Annotated in this window: 15 protein-coding genes and 1 pseudogene; 14 read left to right on the forward strand and 2 right to left on the reverse strand. The window is 68.6% G+C overall.

Annotation, left to right across the window (positions count from 1 at the left end; genetic code table 11):
• The 7 genes and pseudogenes from Q8M82_RS02690 to Q8M82_RS02720 all read left to right on the forward strand — a co-directional run.
• Positions 1-465: pseudogene (locus Q8M82_RS02690) on the forward strand (methyl-accepting chemotaxis protein); the annotation flags it as partial.
• 96 nt (positions 466-561) lie between these two features.
• Positions 562-2,748, forward strand: a complete 2,187-nt coding sequence (locus tag Q8M82_RS02695) for a HAMP domain-containing methyl-accepting chemotaxis protein (RefSeq protein WP_305689840.1) — start codon at positions 562-564, stop codon at positions 2,746-2,748.
• 67 nt (positions 2,749-2,815) lie between these two features.
• A complete protein-coding gene (locus Q8M82_RS02700) occupies positions 2,816-3,298 on the forward strand; it encodes a chemotaxis protein CheW (RefSeq protein WP_305689841.1) in 483 nt (160 codons plus the stop codon).
• Between the two features lies 1 nt (position 3,299).
• Positions 3,300-4,187 carry a CheR family methyltransferase gene (locus Q8M82_RS02705; RefSeq protein ID WP_305689842.1) on the forward strand — a complete coding sequence of 296 codons (888 nt, stop codon included), beginning with the start codon at positions 3,300-3,302 and terminating at the stop codon, positions 4,185-4,187.
• Complete coding sequence (locus Q8M82_RS02710) at positions 4,184-5,269, forward strand: protein-glutamate methylesterase/protein-glutamine glutaminase (protein WP_305689843.1); 1,086 nt, start codon at positions 4,184-4,186, stop codon at positions 5,267-5,269. Before Q8M82_RS02705 ends, Q8M82_RS02710 begins: the two co-directional genes overlap by 4 nt.
• A 10-nt stretch (positions 5,270-5,279) precedes the next feature.
• On the forward strand, positions 5,280-7,073 hold the full coding sequence (locus Q8M82_RS02715; protein ID WP_305689844.1) for a coiled-coil domain-containing protein: 1,794 nt from the start codon (positions 5,280-5,282) through the stop codon (positions 7,071-7,073).
• A gap of 199 nt (positions 7,074-7,272) precedes the next feature.
• A complete protein-coding gene (locus Q8M82_RS02720) occupies positions 7,273-7,725 on the forward strand; it encodes a Ros/MucR family transcriptional regulator (RefSeq protein WP_305689845.1) in 453 nt (150 codons plus the stop codon).
• A 105-nt stretch (positions 7,726-7,830) separates the two neighbouring features.
• On the opposite strand, the gene Q8M82_RS02725 is transcribed toward Q8M82_RS02720, so the two are convergent.
• Entirely contained in the window at positions 7,831-8,772 is a 942-nt protein-coding gene (locus tag Q8M82_RS02725; protein ID WP_305689846.1) for an acetamidase/formamidase family protein, read from the reverse strand.
• Between the two features lie 153 nt (positions 8,773-8,925).
• Between Q8M82_RS02725 and Q8M82_RS02730 the strand changes: the two genes are divergently transcribed.
• Complete coding sequence (locus Q8M82_RS02730; RefSeq protein WP_305689847.1) at positions 8,926-9,504, forward strand: LOG family protein; 579 nt, start codon at positions 8,926-8,928, stop codon at positions 9,502-9,504.
• Here Q8M82_RS02730 and Q8M82_RS02735 read toward each other — a convergent pair.
• A complete protein-coding gene (locus tag Q8M82_RS02735; protein ID WP_305689848.1) occupies positions 9,482-10,405 on the reverse strand; it encodes a LysR family transcriptional regulator in 924 nt (307 codons plus the stop codon). The two genes, Q8M82_RS02730 and Q8M82_RS02735, sit on opposite strands and share 23 nt — an antisense overlap.
• Before the next feature lie 128 nt (positions 10,406-10,533).
• Here Q8M82_RS02735 and Q8M82_RS02740 point away from each other — a divergent pair, with 128 nt between their 5' ends.
• The 6 genes from Q8M82_RS02740 to Q8M82_RS02765 all read left to right on the forward strand — a co-directional run bounded on the left by Q8M82_RS02740 (position 10,534) and on the right by Q8M82_RS02765 (position 17,152).
• A complete protein-coding gene (locus Q8M82_RS02740; protein ID WP_305689849.1) occupies positions 10,534-11,586 on the forward strand; it encodes an ABC transporter substrate-binding protein in 1,053 nt (350 codons plus the stop codon).
• Positions 11,587-11,762: 176 nt separating this feature from the next.
• Positions 11,763-12,557: an SDR family NAD(P)-dependent oxidoreductase gene (locus Q8M82_RS02745; protein ID WP_305689850.1), complete on the forward strand. Its 795-nt coding sequence runs from the start codon at positions 11,763-11,765 to the stop codon at positions 12,555-12,557.
• A gap of 8 nt (positions 12,558-12,565) precedes the next feature.
• Positions 12,566-14,020 carry a dihydroorotase gene (locus Q8M82_RS02750; RefSeq protein ID WP_305689851.1) on the forward strand — a complete coding sequence of 485 codons (1,455 nt, stop codon included), beginning with the start codon at positions 12,566-12,568 and terminating at the stop codon, positions 14,018-14,020.
• Positions 14,017-14,886 carry an ABC transporter ATP-binding protein gene (locus Q8M82_RS02755; protein ID WP_371126210.1) on the forward strand — a complete coding sequence of 290 codons (870 nt, stop codon included), beginning with the start codon at positions 14,017-14,019 and terminating at the stop codon, positions 14,884-14,886. Before Q8M82_RS02750 ends, Q8M82_RS02755 begins: the two co-directional genes overlap by 4 nt.
• Before the next feature lie 13 nt (positions 14,887-14,899).
• Positions 14,900-15,682, forward strand: coding sequence for an ABC transporter permease (locus Q8M82_RS02760; protein WP_305689852.1), 783 nt, complete (start codon positions 14,900-14,902; stop codon positions 15,680-15,682).
• 36 nt (positions 15,683-15,718) lie between these two features.
• Complete coding sequence (locus tag Q8M82_RS02765) at positions 15,719-17,152, forward strand: amidohydrolase family protein (RefSeq protein WP_305689853.1); 1,434 nt, start codon at positions 15,719-15,721, stop codon at positions 17,150-17,152.
• Positions 17,153-17,176 lie beyond the last annotated feature (24 nt).

The following is a 17,176-nucleotide window of genomic DNA, read 5'->3' on the forward strand; positions in this document are numbered from 1 at the left end:
TCGGTCGACACGGTGAAGGTGGCGCAGGAAGCCGGCTCAATGCTGGCCAAGCTCGTGCCCGACATCAAGAAGACCGCCGAGCTGGTCGAGGAGATCACCGCCGCCTGCCGCGAGCAGGACGTGGGCTCGACCCAGATCAACCAGGCGATCCAGCAACTCGACAAGGTCACCCAGCAGAACGCCGCGGCTTCCGAGGAGGTCTCCGCGACTTCCGAGGAACTCGCCGCCCAGGCCGAGCAGCTGCAGTCGACCATCGCCTTCTTCAAGACGGATGGCGGCGCTGCGGCGACCGACCGCGCCGTCGGCCAGCTCCGGGCCAAGGCCAAGCAGATGAAGTCCGCGTCCGCGCCCCGCAAGGCCGCGGCGACGCCCTCCCGCTCCGCCAAGGGCTCGAAGGGCGGCTTCGACTTCGCCCTCGACGAAGCCGGCGACGAGCATGACGCCGCCTTCAGCCGCGCCTCCTGATCACGACAGGGGAGCCTCCGCCCCGGCGGAGGCTCCCGAACCATGCCGGGCCTGCCAGTTCGGACAGCACCCCAACCAACCTGTGAGTTCTTCGCCATGCGCCTGACCATCAAAGCCAAGCTCGCCGCCACCTTCGGCGTCGTCATCGCCCTCTCCATGGCGGCAGGGGGCCTGGCCTATGTGAAGCTGTCGAACATGACGGAGACCCAGCAGGAGCTGGTCACCTGGACGCAGCGCCTCAACGCGCTGGGCGACATCGCCGAACAGGTCAGCAACTCGGTTCGTGCCGAGAAAAACGCCGTGATGGCCGCCGACGACAAGGACATCGCGGGCTTTATCGCGACGGCCGTCGAGCTGCGGCAGAGCGCGATGAAGCGCAAGGATGAACTGGCGCAGATCGCCGATGAAGAAGGCAAGCGCCGCATCGCGGACATCATCGGCAAGGCCAATCGCTTCGCGAGCGCACAGGACGAGACGCTTGGCTTCGCAAAGCTCAACTCCAACAACCGCGCGACCCAGGCCTGGCTGTCCGAGACGATCCCGCTGATCCAGGGCGTCACCGCTACCACCAACCCGGTGATCGCGCAGGTGGCGCGTCCCGACGCTTCCGCCGAGATGCTGCGCGCCGCCATGGGGTTCCAGGAGGCGCGGCTCGAATGGATCCGCATGACGCGGACCGCCGCCCTGTCCTTCAACATGGCGAGCGTCGCCGAGATCGAGAAGCTCAACGTCGACATCCAGCAGCAGGCCGCCCAGGTCCGCGCGCGGCTCGCCAAGTCCGCGGCCGACCTCGCCGCCTTCGACATCCCCACCACGGCGATGGTCGCCGCCTTCGACAAGGGCATCGTCTCCGTGCTCAAGACGGTCGCGATCGCTGCCGAAGCCGGCACCATCAAGGCGACGACCGCGTCGTTGACCACGGGTCGCGATGCCGCCAGCGCATTGACCAAGACGCTCGAGGACTACGCTCATCACGTCGAGAAGGCGGCCGGTCAGGCCGCCGACACGGCGGCCGAGGCCGCCTCCTTCGCCAAGACGCTGCTGCTCTCGATTGTCGCCGCTTCGCTGCTGATCGCCGTCGTCGCCGCCACCTGGATCGCGCTCAGCATCAGCCGCGGCCTGGCCAGCGCCGTCGGCCTCGCCAATGCCGTCGCCATCGGCGATCTCAGCCAGACGATCGTCGTCAAGAGCAATGACGAGATCGGCGATCTCGTCACTGCGCTCAACACCATGACCGCCAATCTCAACGCCACCGCTGCAGTGGCGGATTCGATCGCCTCCGGCGACCTCACGATCGAGGCCAGGCCGCTGTCCGAGAAGGACACGCTCGGCATCGCGCTGGAGAACATGGTCACCAAGCTGCGCGAAGTGGTGGCCCAGGTCAGCGGCGCCGCCGAGAACATGTCGGCCGGCTCGCAGGAACTCTCGGCCAGCGCCGAGCAGCTCTCGCAGGGCTCGACCGAGCAGGCCTCGTCGACCGAGGAGGCCTCCTCTTCGATGGAGGAGATGGCCGCCAACGTGAAGCAGAACGCCGAGAACGCCGCGACCACGGAGAAGATGGCGGCCCAGTCCTCGCGCGATGCCGAAGCCTCGGGCGTGGCTGTCGGCAAGGCGGTGGAGGCGATGCAGACCATCGCGCAGAAGATCAACATCGTGCAGGAGATCGCCCGCCAGACCGATCTGCTGGCGCTCAACGCGGCGGTCGAAGCGGCCCGCGCCGGCGAGCACGGCAAGGGCTTCGCGGTGGTGGCCTCCGAAGTGCGCAAGCTCGCCGAACGCAGCCAGGCGGCGGCTGCCGAGATCGGCACGCTCTCGGTCGACACGGTGAAGGTGGCGCAGGAAGCCGGCTCAATGCTGGCCAAGCTCGTGCCCGACATCAAGAAGACCGCCGAGCTGGTCGAGGAGATCACCGCCGCCTGCCGCGAGCAGGATGTCGGCTCCACGCAGATCAACCAGGCGATCCAGCAGCTCGACAAGGTCACCCAGCAGAACGCCGCGGCTTCCGAGGAGGTCTCCGCAACCTCCGAGGAACTCGCCGGCCAGGCCGAGCAGCTCCAGACCACCATCGCCTTCTTCCGGCTCGACGAGCGCACGGCCATGGCCGCCGAGCCCGTCGCCAAGGCGGTCAAGCAGCTGCGCGGCAAGGCGGCGACCATGGCCGCCGCGATGCAGCCGAAGAAGGCGCCCGCTGCCAAGCCGGCCCGCAAGATCGCCAATGGCGGCTTCTCCTTCGATCTCGCCGGTGGCGAGGACCAGGACGACGCCGCTTTCCACCGCAACTGACACGAGGCGGCCGGCTCCGGGACGACCGGGGCCGGCCGCCACCTCAAGCTTTCATCGCGAGGTCGCCATGGCTGATACCGCCCAATATCTGACGCTCGGCATCGACAGGGAACTGTTCGGCATCGACATCCGCAATGTCCGGGAAATCCTCGACATGCGGCCGATCTCCAAGCTGCCGCATGCGCCGAATTTCCTGCTCGGCATGATCGACGTCCGCGGCGCCGGCTATCCGATCGTCGACCTGCGCACCAAGCTCGGGCTGCCCCGCGCCGAGCCCACCGACGCGACCCGGATCATCATCCTGGACGTGCCGGTCAAGGGCCGCACGATGGGCGTCGGCTTCGTCGCCGACCGGGTTTTCGAGGTCACCGGCCTCGACGACGACCACACCGAGGCGGCGCCCGATGTGGGGGGCCGCTGGCAGTCGAACTACATCGCCGGCATCGGCCGCAAGGGCGAATCCTTCATCGTGGTCTTCGACCTCGAGCGGCTGATGGAGGCGGACGAGCTGCCCCAGCTCCCGGCCATGGCACCAGAAAGGGCCGCGTGACGTGAGCAAGCAGCAGGCCCCGGAATCCTATGATCACCTCTCGGACAAGCATTTCAACGCGATCGCGAAGTTCATCGAGTCCCGTGTCGGCATCAAGCTGCCCCAGACGAAGCGGACCATGGTCGAGGGCCGCCTGCGCAAGCGCGTGCGGGCTCTGCGCCTGGCCGGTCTGAACGCCTATGGCGCGCATCTCTTCGACCAGGGCGGCCTGGAGGCGGAGACCGTCCACCTGATCGACTGCGTCACCACGAACAAGACCGACTTCTTCCGCGAACCGAGCCATTTCGAGTTCCTGCGCGACGTCGCCGTGCCGCATCTCGCTGCCCGCCATGGCGGCCGGCCGCCCCAGCTCAAGGTCTGGAGCGCGGCCTCCTCGACGGGAGCCGAGGCCTATACCGCGGCGATGGTGCTGCAGGATCTCGTCGCGGCGGGGAAGGTCGCGCGCTTCTCGATCCTGGGAACCGACATCTCGACCGAGGTGCTGCGCGAGGCCCGCACCGCGATCTATCCGCGCGCCTTCGTCGCGCCGGTGCCGGCGGCGATGCAGCAGCGCTACCTGATGCGCTCGCGCGACCCGCGCGAGGACGTCGTGCGGGTCGCGCCGGAACTGCGGCGCACCGTGCATTTCGAGCGCCTCAACCTGATGGACGAATCCTACCCCTTCGACCGCGACGTCGACGTCATCTTCTGCCGCAACGTTCTGATCTATTTCGACAAGCCGACGCAGCAGGCGGTGCTGAACCGTCTCGCCTCGCATCTTCGCCCCGGCGGCTACCTGATGCTGGGCCATTCCGAATCCATGGCCGGCAGTGGGGTCGGCCCGCTGCGCCAGGTGGTCCCGACGGTCTATCAGACCGAGGCGGTCGCCGGAACGAGGTCCGCCGCATGACGCGCAAACCGATCCGTGTCCTCATCGTCGACGATTCCGCCTCGGTTCGGCAGGTCCTCACCACGATTCTCACCGAGGATCCAGGCATCGAGGTGATGGGCACGGCGGCCGACGCCTTCGCCGCCGCCCGACGGCTGCAGACCGAACTGCCCGACGTCATGATCCTCGACATCGAAATGCCGGGGATGGATGGGCTGACCTTCCTGCGCAAGATCATGGCGCAGCGACCGATCCCGGTGATCATCTGCTCGACCCTGACCGAGGCGGGCTCGCGCGCCCTGTTCGACGCGCTCGAGGCCGGCGCGGTCGACGTGCTGCCCAAGCCGCGGATCGACACCCGCGCAGCTCTGATGGAGACGGCCGACCGCCTGCGCCATGCGGTGCGCGCGGCCGCCCAGGCCAAGCTGCGCCCGCGGGAACCCCGCATGCAGGTCGAGAAGAAGCTCACCGCCGACGCCATCCTGCCGCCGCCGGTGCTCGGCCGGGTCCGGCATTCGACCGAGAAGATCGTCTGCATCGGCATCTCCACCGGCGGCACCGAGACGCTGCGCGAGGTGCTGGAGCAGCTGCCCGCCAACTGCCCGGGCATCGCCGTCGTCCAGCACATGCCGGAGAAGTTCACGCTTGCCTTCGCGCGCCGTCTGAACGGCCTCTGCGCGATGGAGATCAAGGAGGCGGAGGATGGCGACGAGGTCTCGACCGGCCGGGTCCTGATCGCGCCTGGCAACCGTCACATGCTGCTCCAGCGCGTCGGCCAGGGCTATCGCGTCGCGATCAAGGACGGGCCCCATGTCTCGCGCCACCGCCCCTCCGTCGACGTGCTGTTCCGCTCCGCCGCGCAATATGCCGGCGCCAATGCGCTGGGCCTCATCATGACCGGCATGGGCGACGATGGCGCACGCGGGTTGCTGGAGATGCGCAAGGCCGGCGCCCGGACGCTGGCGCAGGATGCCGAGAGCTGCGTCGTCTTCGGCATGCCGAAGGAGGCCATCGACCTCGGCGCGGCGGAACGGATCGTCAAGCTCTCTCGTGTACCGCAGGAGATCATGGCCTGGCCGCAGGCCTCGGGCGGGCCGGGTTGAGGGGATTGTCATGCGTGTGGCGTCGGAGTTGCGTGGTGGCGGGGGCATGACGATGACGGCGCACGAGACCGCCCTGCCGCGGATCATCCACGCGCTCGAGGGCACGGCGCGCGAGATCGACGTCACCTTCGCCCGGGCGGGCGGGCAACTCGGCGAGGGCCTGAGCCTTTTCGAGGGCCTCAAGGAGCGCCTCTCGACCCTGTCGGCCGAACTGGCGGGCGACGATATCGCCCAGGCCGGCGCGACGCTGTCCACCCTCGCCGGCGAGCTGCGCGCCATCAATGACGGGCTGCGCCGCGAGACCGGCGTGCTGCAGGAACTCGCGCTTCACAGCAAGGACGCGTCCCAGGCACTCGAGCGCCTGCTCGAGCACATGCGGCTGATCACGATTCTGGCCCGCAGCGCCCGCATCGAGGCCGTTTCGGTGCAGGCCGCCGGCCGCGACTTCGGCGACTTCACCAGCGAGATCGTCGCGCTGACGACCCAGGCCCAGCGGACGATCCAGAGCTGCGCCCGCGATCACGATCATCTGAGCGTGCTGCTCGGCTCGGCGCTGGAGGCGCAGCGCGATTTCGAGGGGCAGTACGGTCTCGCGCTGTCGGGCCTGGCCGACAAGCTCGAGCAGACCCTGGCCGAGGTGGGCGCGCGCCAGCAGCGCGGCGTGGTGCTGACGAGCGATGCCGCGACGCATTCGGGCAAGATCGCGATGGCGGCGGGTGGCGCCATCATCGCCCTGCAATCGGGCGACAGCATCCGCCAGCAGCTCGAGCATGCCATCAAGGCGCTGCGCCTGCTCTCAGTGGTCGGTTCGGGTACGGGGCCCGGCGCCGCCCTCGACGCCGCGGCGCGCCGGGGCGCGGACATCGTGCTGCGTCGCCTCGAGGCCGCCCAGCTCCAGGAGAGCGCGCAGACCCTCGCCGAGGATGCCAATTCGATCGAGGCCGCGCTCGCCCTGCTGGCCGGCGACACCGCCAGCCTGCTCGATCTGGTGCGCTCGCTCTACCAGGGCGACGGCGGCAAGTCCGGTTCGTTCCTGGCCGATCTGGAGGCGGATCTGGCCGAGGCTTCCGATCTGCTGGCCAAATGCGATCGCGCGCGCGCCGGGGTGGACCGCGTCACGGCGGCCCTCTCGACGGTCCTGGAAACCTGCCAGCAGACCGTGGCGGCGCTCGCCGGGACGGTTTCCAGCATCGTTCTGATCGGCATGAACGCCGGTCTCCGGGCGGCCCGGATCGGCACCGGCGGGCGCAGCCTCGTCGTCATCGCGCAGGAGCTCAAGATCGCGGCCGACCAGGTCGCCGGCGATGCCGCGCAACTCACGCCGACCTTCGCGAAGATGCAGCAGGCCTCGGGCGGGCTGAAGCAGGGCGGGGGGCTGGACGCGGCCCATTTCGCCGCGTTGAACGACGCGATGGGTGCCTCGCTCGCAGCCATGCGCGGAGCCGGCGACCGGCTGGGCTCCGCCCTCGAGCAACTCACCCGGGAGGGTGGGGGCTTCGCTGCGGTCGTCGCCCAGGCGCGCCTGTCCTTCTCGAACGCCGGGGCGATGAGCGACCTGATCGCCTCCGGGGCGGCCGAGCTCGAGCGCTCCTGCGAAGCGGCGCAGATGCCGGACGATCCCGCTGCGGCCGCGGCGGTGCGGGACCTCATCGACGGTCAGGTCTGGCCGAACTACACGATGGTCGGCGAGCGCACGATCCATCAAGCGATCGTCGCCGCGCTGCTGCCCGCGGCGGCCGGAGCGACGGCGTCGGTGACCGTCGCCGCCCCGGCCGAAGGCGATATCGACGACTTCCTGTTCTGAGCGCGCAGGAGCCCGCCGCAGGCGAGGGGATATGCACGCAGCGCGTGCATATCCCCAACTTTCTCGCGACACGGAAGGGCCTTGGCAACCTTTTCGGTTAGATTTCGTCCTATCCCGGATAGACAATTTGTTGTCTTCGTCCTATGGGCGAATCTGTTCTCACAGCATTTCCACCCTCTACCTTCGATCGGAGCGCCCCATGGCAGATAATAACGAAGAGCTGCTCGATCTGACGACCTCGATCGTCTCAGCCTATGTCGCCCGCAATAATGTCCCGCGCGGCGACCTTGCCGAACTGATCGCGAGTGTCCATGCGTCACTTGCCAAGCTGGGCGGCGAGCCGGAGCCTCCGCCGGCCGCGCCGCTCGTCCCGGCCGTGCCGATCCGCAAGTCGGTCACGCCGGAGGCGATCATCTGCCTGGAAGACGGCAAGTCCTTCAAATCCTTGAAGCGTCACCTCAGCAGCAAATACGATCTCACCCCTGAGCAGTACCGCGCCAAGTGGGGGCTGCCGGCCGATTATCCGATGGTTGCGCCGGCCTATGCCGAGGCGCGCTCGGCGCTCGCCAAGTCGATGGGGCTGGGCCGCAAGGCAGCTGCGACGACCGCCGCCGCCGCCAAGCCCAAGCGTACGCCGCGCGCCAAGGCCTGAGCGCCGCCGGTCGGCCATCCCGGCCGGTTCGCTCACGGCGAGCCGGCACCGAGGATCGCGAATCACAGCCTCGCCCTCCGGGCGGGGCTGTTGTCGTTCTGGAGGTCAGCGCCGCTCGAGCAGGCTCTTGCGGAGCATGCAGTGCACGCCCTTGTGCTGGTTCACCGTCTGGGTGACGCGCAGGTCGGCGGCCATGGAGCAGAGCGCATAGGCCTGCTCGCGGGTGATGCCGGTGCGTTCGACGATCAGCACGATCATGTCGCGCAGCGCCTTCTCGGCGCAGCGGTCGAGATCGGGGTCCATGCCGCAGGTGATGATGTGAGTGGCCGTTTCGGCCCGCGGATAGGTGAACGTCAGATCCTTGCGCACCGTCAGGCGGAAGGTGCCCGACAGCGCCGTCTCGATCGCGGTGACGTTGACCTCACCATCGCCCTGCACGCCATGGCCGTCGCCGACCGAAAACAGCGCGCCCGGCACGAAGATCGGTAGGTAAAGCGTCGTGCCGGCGACCAGCTCCTTGTTGTCGAGATTGCCGCCGAAGGCACGCGGGATGATCGAGGTGCAGCGCCCCCATTCCAGCGGCGGCGCCACGCCCATCACGCCGAAAAACGGTGACAGCGGCAGCTCCAGCCCCCAAGGCAGGGTGCCGACCATCCGCGCCTTGTCGAGCGGGATGTTCATCATGTGGAAATGCGGGAAATCGTCCGGCAGCGTGCCGGCGAGCGGGCGGTTGAGGTTGTAGCCCCAGTCCTGCCGCAGCGAGACGGCCTCGATGTCGATCTGCAGAACGTCGCCCGGCCAGGCGCCCTCGACCGCGACCGCGCCGGTCAGGATATGCGGGCCGAAGGGCGGACCCTTCTGCGCCGCATGGATCGCGTGCAGCTCGGGCGGCACATGGAAGCCCGCCGGCGGCAGCGTCTCGACCGTGCCGCTGACGGACTCGATCGTGACGCTCTCGCCGCTGGCGATGGTCAGCGCTGGCGGCACGCGCGCGTCGAAATAGCCCCAATGGCAGGTTTCGGGCGAAGCTTTCAGGTGATGGGTCATGATCGTTCTCGCGGGGCGCCGCCATAGGATGGTCCGCGGCCGGAGACGCTGTCGAGTGCAAATAACGCGCCCCGCGGCTGCGCCCGCTTGCGTTCCCGAGCCAACTGCCTTCATGGGCCAGTCCCGTCCGCCCGATGCGAGGAGGCCCTGCCGATGTCGAGAGATCTGAAAGCCATCGCCCTGTTCTGCGGCTCGAACACCGGGCTGGGCGAGGCCTATCGCGAGGGCGCGGCGCGGCTCGGCTCCGAGATCGGCCGGCGGGGCATGACGCTGGTCTATGGCGGCACGCATAAGGGGTTGATGGGCGTCGTCGCCGATGCCGTGCTCGCGCAGGGCGGGGCGGTCCACGGCGTCATCACCCGCCGCCTCGCCGGTCTCGGCCATCTCCACGAGGGGCTGACGCGGCACGAGATCGTCGACGGCATGCGCGCCCGCAAGGAGCGGATGGCGGAGCTCGCCGACGGCTTCATCGCCATGCCCGGCGGCATCGGCACGCTCGAGGAGTTCATGGAGGCCTGGACGCTGAACCAGCTCGGCGATCTCGACAAGCCGGCCGGCCTCTTCGACATCGCCGGCTACTACCAGCCCTTCATGGGCTTCATCGACCACATGATCGCACAGGGCTTCCTGCCCGCGGCCCACCGGCAGGGCATCGTGGTGGACCCCGATCCGGCCCGGCTGATCGACGGGCTCATCGCCTTCGAGCGCGTCACCGTTCCGAAATGGCTCTAGACCGGCCCGTCTCCAGCCGCGCTGCCAGCTGTTCTGCGAATTTCGCGGCAGCCACGGGCAAAGGCCGACCATGGAGCTGGCCCATCGCGAAGCGGGCCGGCTGGATGTCGCGCTCGTCGATCGGGCGCGAGATCAGCCCGTCGCGCTGTTTCAGGCTGGCCGGCGCGCCGATCTCGATCTGGAAGGTGATGGCGTCCTCCAGCCGCACATAGTTGCGCAGGAACTCGAAGGAGTTCGATTCGATCACCGGCACGAGCTTGAACGAGCTGCGGGCGACGGCCTGGTCGAGCAGCTGACGCCCGCCATAGCTGCGGTCGGGCAGCGCCAGGGGAAAGCCGCTGCACTCCCGCAGGCGGATGCTGCCCTCCTTCGCGAGCGGATGATCCTGTCGCATAATCGCGACGAGGCGCTGCTCGGCCGACGCGATGATCTGGAAGCCGATGCTGGTGTCGAGCCGGAAGATCAGGGCGAGATCGACCTCGTAACCCGCCAGCGCCCGCAGGGCCTCGCCATGGCTGGCGACGCGCACGTCGAATTCGACGAGGGGAAACGCGCTGCGATAGGCGGCGATCTCGACCGGCAGGAAATCATGCGCCAGCGCGTGGCTGCAGGCGATCGCCACCGTACCGCGCCGGAATCCCGAGAGGTCCTCGATCTGCGAGCGCACCCGGCCCATATCTGCGAGCTGGCTGCGGATATGCCGGATCAGCAATTCGCCCGCCGCATTCAGCCGCACCCCGCGCGGCAGCCGCTCGAAGATCTTGGTGCCGAGCTCGTCCTCGACGTCCTGCACGCGCCGGTTCAGCGCCGAGGCGGTGATGTTGAGCCGCTCCGCCGCCTTGCGGATCGAGCCGACGCGGGCGACCTCGTCGATATAGTTCAACAGGCGCAGATGCCTCATGGCGCGGCCCTTCGAGCGATGCGTTTTGCGAACAGATCATGCAAGAAGTCAGCACAAGACGGCATCGGTCAAGCCGTCCTAGGTTTCTCCCATGGCCGCGGCACCAGGGCCGCGATGGGAGAGTTCGCATGACGCACGCGATCAGCCGACGCCGTTTCACCCTCGCCGCGGGCGCCGCCGCACTGGCCTCCGCTCTGCCGCGGCCGGCGCTGGCGCAGGCCCCCACGCGCCTGAAGATGATCCTAAACTGGCGCTACCAAGGCCCGCAGGGCTGGTTTTTCCTGGCCGATGACCGCGGCTATTTCCGGGAGGAAGGGCTCGAGATCGTCATGGACCAGGGCAACGGCTCAGGCGCCGCGGTCGGGGCGGTCGCCTCCGGCTCCTATGACATCGGCTTCGGGGATATCAACGCGCTGATCCAGCTCGTCGCCAGGAGCCAGCCCGGCGCCGCCACGCCGCTCGCCATCTCGGCCCTCTACAACCGTCCGCCCTTCACCATCGCGGTCAAGGCCGACGGGCCGATCAAGACGCCCAAGGATCTCGAAGGCCGCACCATCGGCGGCCCCGCCAATGATGGCGCGCTGAAGCTGTTTCCCGCCTTCGCCAAGCTCGCCGGTATCGACGCCACGAAGGTCAACATCACCAACATGCAGCCGAACCTGCGCGAGCAGATGCTGCAGCGCGGCCAGGTCGACGGCGTCTTCGGCTTCGTCAACACCATCGCCTTCTCGGCCAAGCTCGTCGGCATCGACCCCGCCAAGGACTTTCGCTTCATCAATTTCGGCGATTTCGGCATGGACCTCTACTCCAACGCCATGATCGCCTCGCGCAAGCTCGCGACCGAGAACCCCAATGCGCTGAAAGGTCTGCTGCGCGCGATCAACCGGGGCCTCAAGGACACGCTGAAGGACAACGACGCCGCGATCGAGGCCGTCGCCAAGCGCGAGCCGCTGATCAACAAGGTCGTCGAGAAGGAGCGCCTGGTCGCGACGCTCGCCTCCGAGATGAGCCATCCCGAGGTGGCGACCATCGGCATCGGCGACATCGACGACGCCCGCTTCAAGAAGTCGATCGCGATCGTCGTCGAGGCCGACGGCCTGCCGCGCCTGCCGGCGCCCGAAGAGGTCTTCAGCCGCGCCTTCCTCCCGCCTTTGGCCGAGCGCGTCACCAAGCTGGGGTGAAGCCCTTCTGCCTCCTCCTTCAGCCCTCATCCTGAGGAGCGGCCGAAGGCCGCGTCTCGAAGGATGCTCCAGCCAGCTCCGGACACATCTGGAGTATCCTTCGAGACGGCCCTGCGGGCCTCCTCAGGATGAGGGCTCAGGGTGGCCTACGCGAAGACAAGAACAAGAGATTGACGATGGATCTGAACCTCACCGGCCGCGTCGCGGTCATCACCGGCCCGGCCAAGGGCATGGGCGCCGCCGTCACCAGGGCCTTCGCCGCCGAGGGCTGCAGGCTCGTTCTGATCGGCCGCGACATTGCGGCGATCGAGACGGTCGCCACCGAGATCCAAGCCGCCGGCGCCGAGGCCATCGTCATGCCCTGCGACATCACCAAGGGCCGTGAGTGCGACGACGCGGTGCGCGCGGCCAAGAACGCCTTCGGCGGGCGCATCGACATCCTCGTCAATGTCGCTGGCGGCTCGGGCCCGATCGGCAAGACCGGCTGGGAGACGACGGAGGAGGAGTTCGACGAGATCGTCGATCTCAACATGCGCGGCTGCTTCAACACCATGCGCGCCTGCCTGCCGGCGATGATCGCGCAGAAAGGCGGCAAGATCGTCAATGTCGGCGGCACCTTCGGCATGCGCGGGCGGGCCGGGCGCATGGCCTATTCGGCCTCGAAATGGGGCCTGCGCGGCATCACCAAGAGTTTCGCACTCGAGGCCGGACCCTACGGCATCAACGTCAACTGCGTCGCGCCCGGCATGGTCGACGGGCCGCGCTTCCGCGGCAAGGTCGTGCCGGAGATGGCCAGGCGTCTCGGCATCTCGGAGGAGGCCGCCTTCGAGAAGCACGCGGCGGACTACGCGCTGAAACGCGTCTCGACCGATGAGGACGTGGCCAATGCCTGCCTCTTCCTCGCCTCCGACGTCTCCCGCCAGATCACCGGCGTCGACCTGCCGGTCGATGGCGGCTGGGCCATGCTGTGAGCGAAGCCGTGACCGAGACACCCTTCATCGCCGATCTCGTCCTCGCGGGCGGCACCGTCGTCACCGGCCAGACACGCTACCCTGCCGATGTCGCGATCAAGGACGGGCTGATCGTGCTGGTCGGCGCGCCTGCCGCGATGCCGGCAGCGCGCGAGACGGTCGATGTGTCCGGCCAGTTCCTGCTGCCCGGCGCCATCGACGTCCATGTGCATTTCCGCGAGCCCGGCTACACCCATAAGGAAGACTGGCGCACGGGCAGCGCCGCGGCCGCGATGGGCGGCACCACCACCGTCTTCGAGATGCCCAACACCAATCCGCCGACGCGCTCGGTCAAGGAACTGCGCCAGAAGCAGGAGGCCGCCGCCAAGGCCCATGTCGATTACGGCATCTACGGCCTGCTGGCGGAGGACAACATCGACGAGCTCCAGGGCCTGATCGAGGGCGGCGTCAACGCCTTCAAATGCTTCATGGGCAACACCTTCGGCAATCTGCCCTCGCCTTCCACGGGGGCGATGCTGGAGGGCTTCGAGATCATCGCGCCCTCGGGCCTGCGCATCTCGCTCCATGCCGAGACCGCCTCGATCATGGCCTGGCGCCAGAAGCGCCTGATGGAGGCCGGGCGCAACGACCCGCTCGCCCATATCGCGGCGCGTCCGGCCATCGTCGCCGCAGAAGCCGTCAGCCGCGCGGCGGAGCTGGCGGAATGGACCGGCGCGCGCATCCACATCCTGCACATTTCGTCGGCAGCCGAGCTGCGGCCACTCGCCGAGGCCAAGGCGCGCGGCGTCGAGATCACCGGCGAGACCTGCCCCTGCTATCTCCTGCTCGACTCACGCGACTATGCGCGGCTCGGCTCGATCATCCGCGTCAACCCGCCGGTGCGCGAGGCCTCGGATTCCGACGCGATCTGGGCGGCACTGCAATTGGGCGTCGTCGATATGATCGCGACCGACCACGCCCCCCATACGGTCGAGGAGAAGACAAAGGACGTGATCTGGCAGGCCGATTGCGGCTTCCCCGGCGTCGAGACGCAGATGCCGCTGATGCTCAACGAGGTCTCGAAGGGTCGCCTAACGCTGGAGCAATACGTCGCGATTTCCGCCGAGAAGCCGGCCAAGGCCTTCGGGCTCTGGCCCGCCAAGGGGCGCATCGAGGCCGGCGCGGAAGCGGACATCGCCGTCGTCGACATGAACCGGACCGAGACGATCCGGGCCGAGGCCCTGCACTCGCGCGGCAAGATCACGCCCTTCGAGGGCGTCTCCGTCACCGGCATTCCCGTCCACACGCTGGTGCGCGGCCGCTTCGTCCAGCGCGACCGCAAGCTCATCCCCGAGACGAGTGGCTGGGGCCGGCAGGTCACCGCGATCCAGGCCATGCCGAAGCCCACCATCCGCAACGCCGATCAGACGCTGGCCGCCTGTTTGCTAGGGCAGGCCGGCAGCGCCAAGGGAGCGGGTTCGTGAACGCCATCCTCACCGATATCCGGCCGGGCGAGACCGCCCCGGCCACGACCTTCATCGAGTTCGAGCAGGCCTCGATCACCTATGGCCGCGGCGCCAAGGCGGTGCAGGCGCTGGCGCCGACCTCGCTCAAGGTCGCCGAGGGGGAGTTCGTGGCCCTCGTCGGCCCCTCCGGCTGCGGCAAATCGACCATTCTCAAGATGGTCGGCGAATTGCTGGCACCCTCGACGGGCCATGTCTTCGTCGCCGGCCGCGAGATCGGCGCGACACCGATCCGCATCGGCATGGCCTATCAGAACCCGACCCTGCTGCCCTGGCTCAACATCCGCGACAACGTCATGCTGCCGCTCAAGATCGTGCCGCCCTTCCGGCAGGGCTACCGGTCCAAGCGCAAGGGCGAGTATCGCGACCGCGTCGAGGCGCTGCTGGCGCAGGTCGGCCTCGGCGGCTTCGGCGACAAATATCCCTGGCAGCTCTCCGGCGGCATGATGCAGCGCGCCAATCTCTGCCGCGCCTTGATCCACGATCCCGACCTCCTGCTGCTGGACGAGCCCTTTGGCGCGCTCGACCAGTTCACCCGCGAGGAGCTCTGGGCGATCATGCAGGACCTCTGGCTCTCCAAGAAGCTTACCGTGCTTTTGGTCACGCACGACCTCAAGGAAGCCGCCTATCTGGCCGACCGCATCTGCGTGATGAGCGCCAGGCCCGGCCGCATCCTCGACGACTCACCGGTCGCGCTGGCGCGGCCGCGCACCATCGACATGACCTTCGAGCCGGATTTCGTGGCGCTGAACCAGCGCCTGCGGGCGATGATCGTCGGCGCCCGCGGCGGCACCGGCATCGTCAACCACGCGCCCGGCGCGGCGTGAGGAAGGGACTCTGATGGAACGCGTCAGTGAGATCATCCGCGAGAAGGGCGCCTCGACCGCGCTCATCATCGGCGTCTTCGTGTTCTGGGAGCTGTTCTGCCTGATGGCGGGCATCTCCGACATCCTGCTGCCGCGCCCGACCCAGATCATCGCGGCGCTGATCCAGTACTGGCCGGCGATCTGGCCGCACACCTGGCAGACGCTCTACACGACGATCGTCGGCTTCGGCATCGGCGTCGTGATCGGGCTGCTGCTGGGCATCCTCATCGGCTCGTCCAAGCTCGCCTACGACACCGCCTACCCGCTGCTCGTCGGCTTCTCCTCGATCCCCAAGGTCGCGGTCGTGCCGATCTTCGTGCTCTGGTACGGCGCCGGCACGGTCCCGGCGATCCTGACCGCGATGATCATCTGCATCTTCCCGATCGTGGTGAACGTCGCGACCGGCATCGCCACCGTCGAGCCCGAGCTGGAAGACGTGATGAAGACGCTGAAGGCGTCGAAGACCGACATCCTCTGGAATGTCAGCCTGCCGCGCGCCATGCCCTATTTCTTCGCGGCGCTGAAGGTCGCGATCACGCTCGCCTTCGTCGGCTCGGTGGTGGCCGAGACTGTCGCCTCCAACCGCGGCATCGGCAACATGATGATGATCGCCTCGTCGAGCTTCAACGTGCCGCTCGTCTTCGCCGGGCTCTTCGTCCTGGCCGGGCTTGGCGTCACGCTCTACGTGCTGTTTTCTCTGATCGAGCGGCGCGTCACCGGCTGGGCCCACCGCAAGACCGACGTCGCCTCGGCCTGAGGCCGGGGCAGGCGCTTCACACGACGGAGACCGCTCTTGCGCCAGATCACCGCCGGCCACGCCTTCGATGCCCGCCGCAGCCTGCAGGGTGCGGCGCTGACGATCGAGGGTGGCACCATCGCCGCGCTCGGGCAGGCGCCGGCGGGCGCCGCGGACGACGTCGTCGTGCTGCCGGCGCTGGTCAACGCCCATGACCACGCCCGCCCGATCCGCACCAGCTCGGTCGGCGGCTTCGCCCGGCCGCTCGAAATCTGGCTGCACCGGCTGGCGCTGTTTGCTCCCGTCGATCCCTATCTCGCGACGCTGGCGCCGCTCGGGCGCGCCGCGCTCGGCGGCCAGGGCGCGGTGATGATCCACCATGTCCGGCCGATGGGCCTGACCGACCTTCCGAGCGAGGCCGCGGCCATGGCCCGCGCCGCCCGCGACATCGGCGTGCGCATCGCCTTCGGCGTCGGTATGCGCGACCAGAACCCGCTGGTCTATGGCGACCACGCCCCCGTGCTGGACGATCTCGACCCCGTCGCCCGCGCCGAGATCGAGGCGCGCTATCTCGCGCCGATGCTGCCGATCGCCGAGCAGATCGCCCGGGTCGATGCGGTGGCGGCCGCCATCGCCGGCCCGATGGTCGATGTGCAATATGCGCCCAACGGCCCGCAATGGGGTTCGGACGCGCTCTGGGAGGCGACAGCCGAGGCCTCCGCCCGCACCGGGCGCCGCGTCACCACCCATCTCTTCGAGACGAAATACCAGCGCGACTGGGCCGACCGGACCTATCCGGGTGGCTTGGTGAAGCGCTGGAAGGAGATCGGCCTGCTCTCGCCGCGGCTGACGCTGGCCCATTGCGTATGGGCCCGCCCCGACGAGCTGGAGATGATCGCCGAGGCCGGCTGCGTCATCGCCACCAACACCTCCTCCAACCTGGCGCTGCGCTCCGGCCTCGCGCCGGTCGCTGAGATGGCGGCGCGCGGCTGCAAGGTCGCGCTCGGTATCGACGGCCAGGCCTTCGACGAGGATGACGATGCCCTGCGGGAACTGCGCCTGCTCTGGTCGCTGCATGGCGGTTGGGGCTTCGATCAGAAACTCAGTCCGCGCGACGCGCTCGCCATGGCGCTGGAAACCGGCCGCATCGCGCTCGGCGCCCCCGCGGGTGGCCAGCTCGCGGAAGGGCAGGCAGCCGATCTGCTGGTCCTCGACCGCGCGGCCCTCGACGAGGACGCGCTGATGCCGGTCGATCCGCTCGAATTGATGTTCGCCCGCGCCACCCGCCGCCAGATCCGCGAGCTGATCGTCGACGGCCGCAGCATCGTCGCCCATGGCCGCGTGCTGGGTGTCGATCTCGATGCGGTCCATGACGAGCTGCGCTGCATCTACCGCGCCGGCATCGCCGATCGCGCCGGCCTCGCCGCGGCGCTCCCGGCGCTGGAGAGTGCGGTCACCCGGCATTATGTCACGCGGCTGGGCTGCTGCTGAGCCCGGCCCGCGGCGGCATGGTCA

This window comes from Allobosea sp., assembly GCF_030694325.1.
GTDB lineage: Bacteria > Pseudomonadota > Alphaproteobacteria > Rhizobiales > Beijerinckiaceae > Allobosea.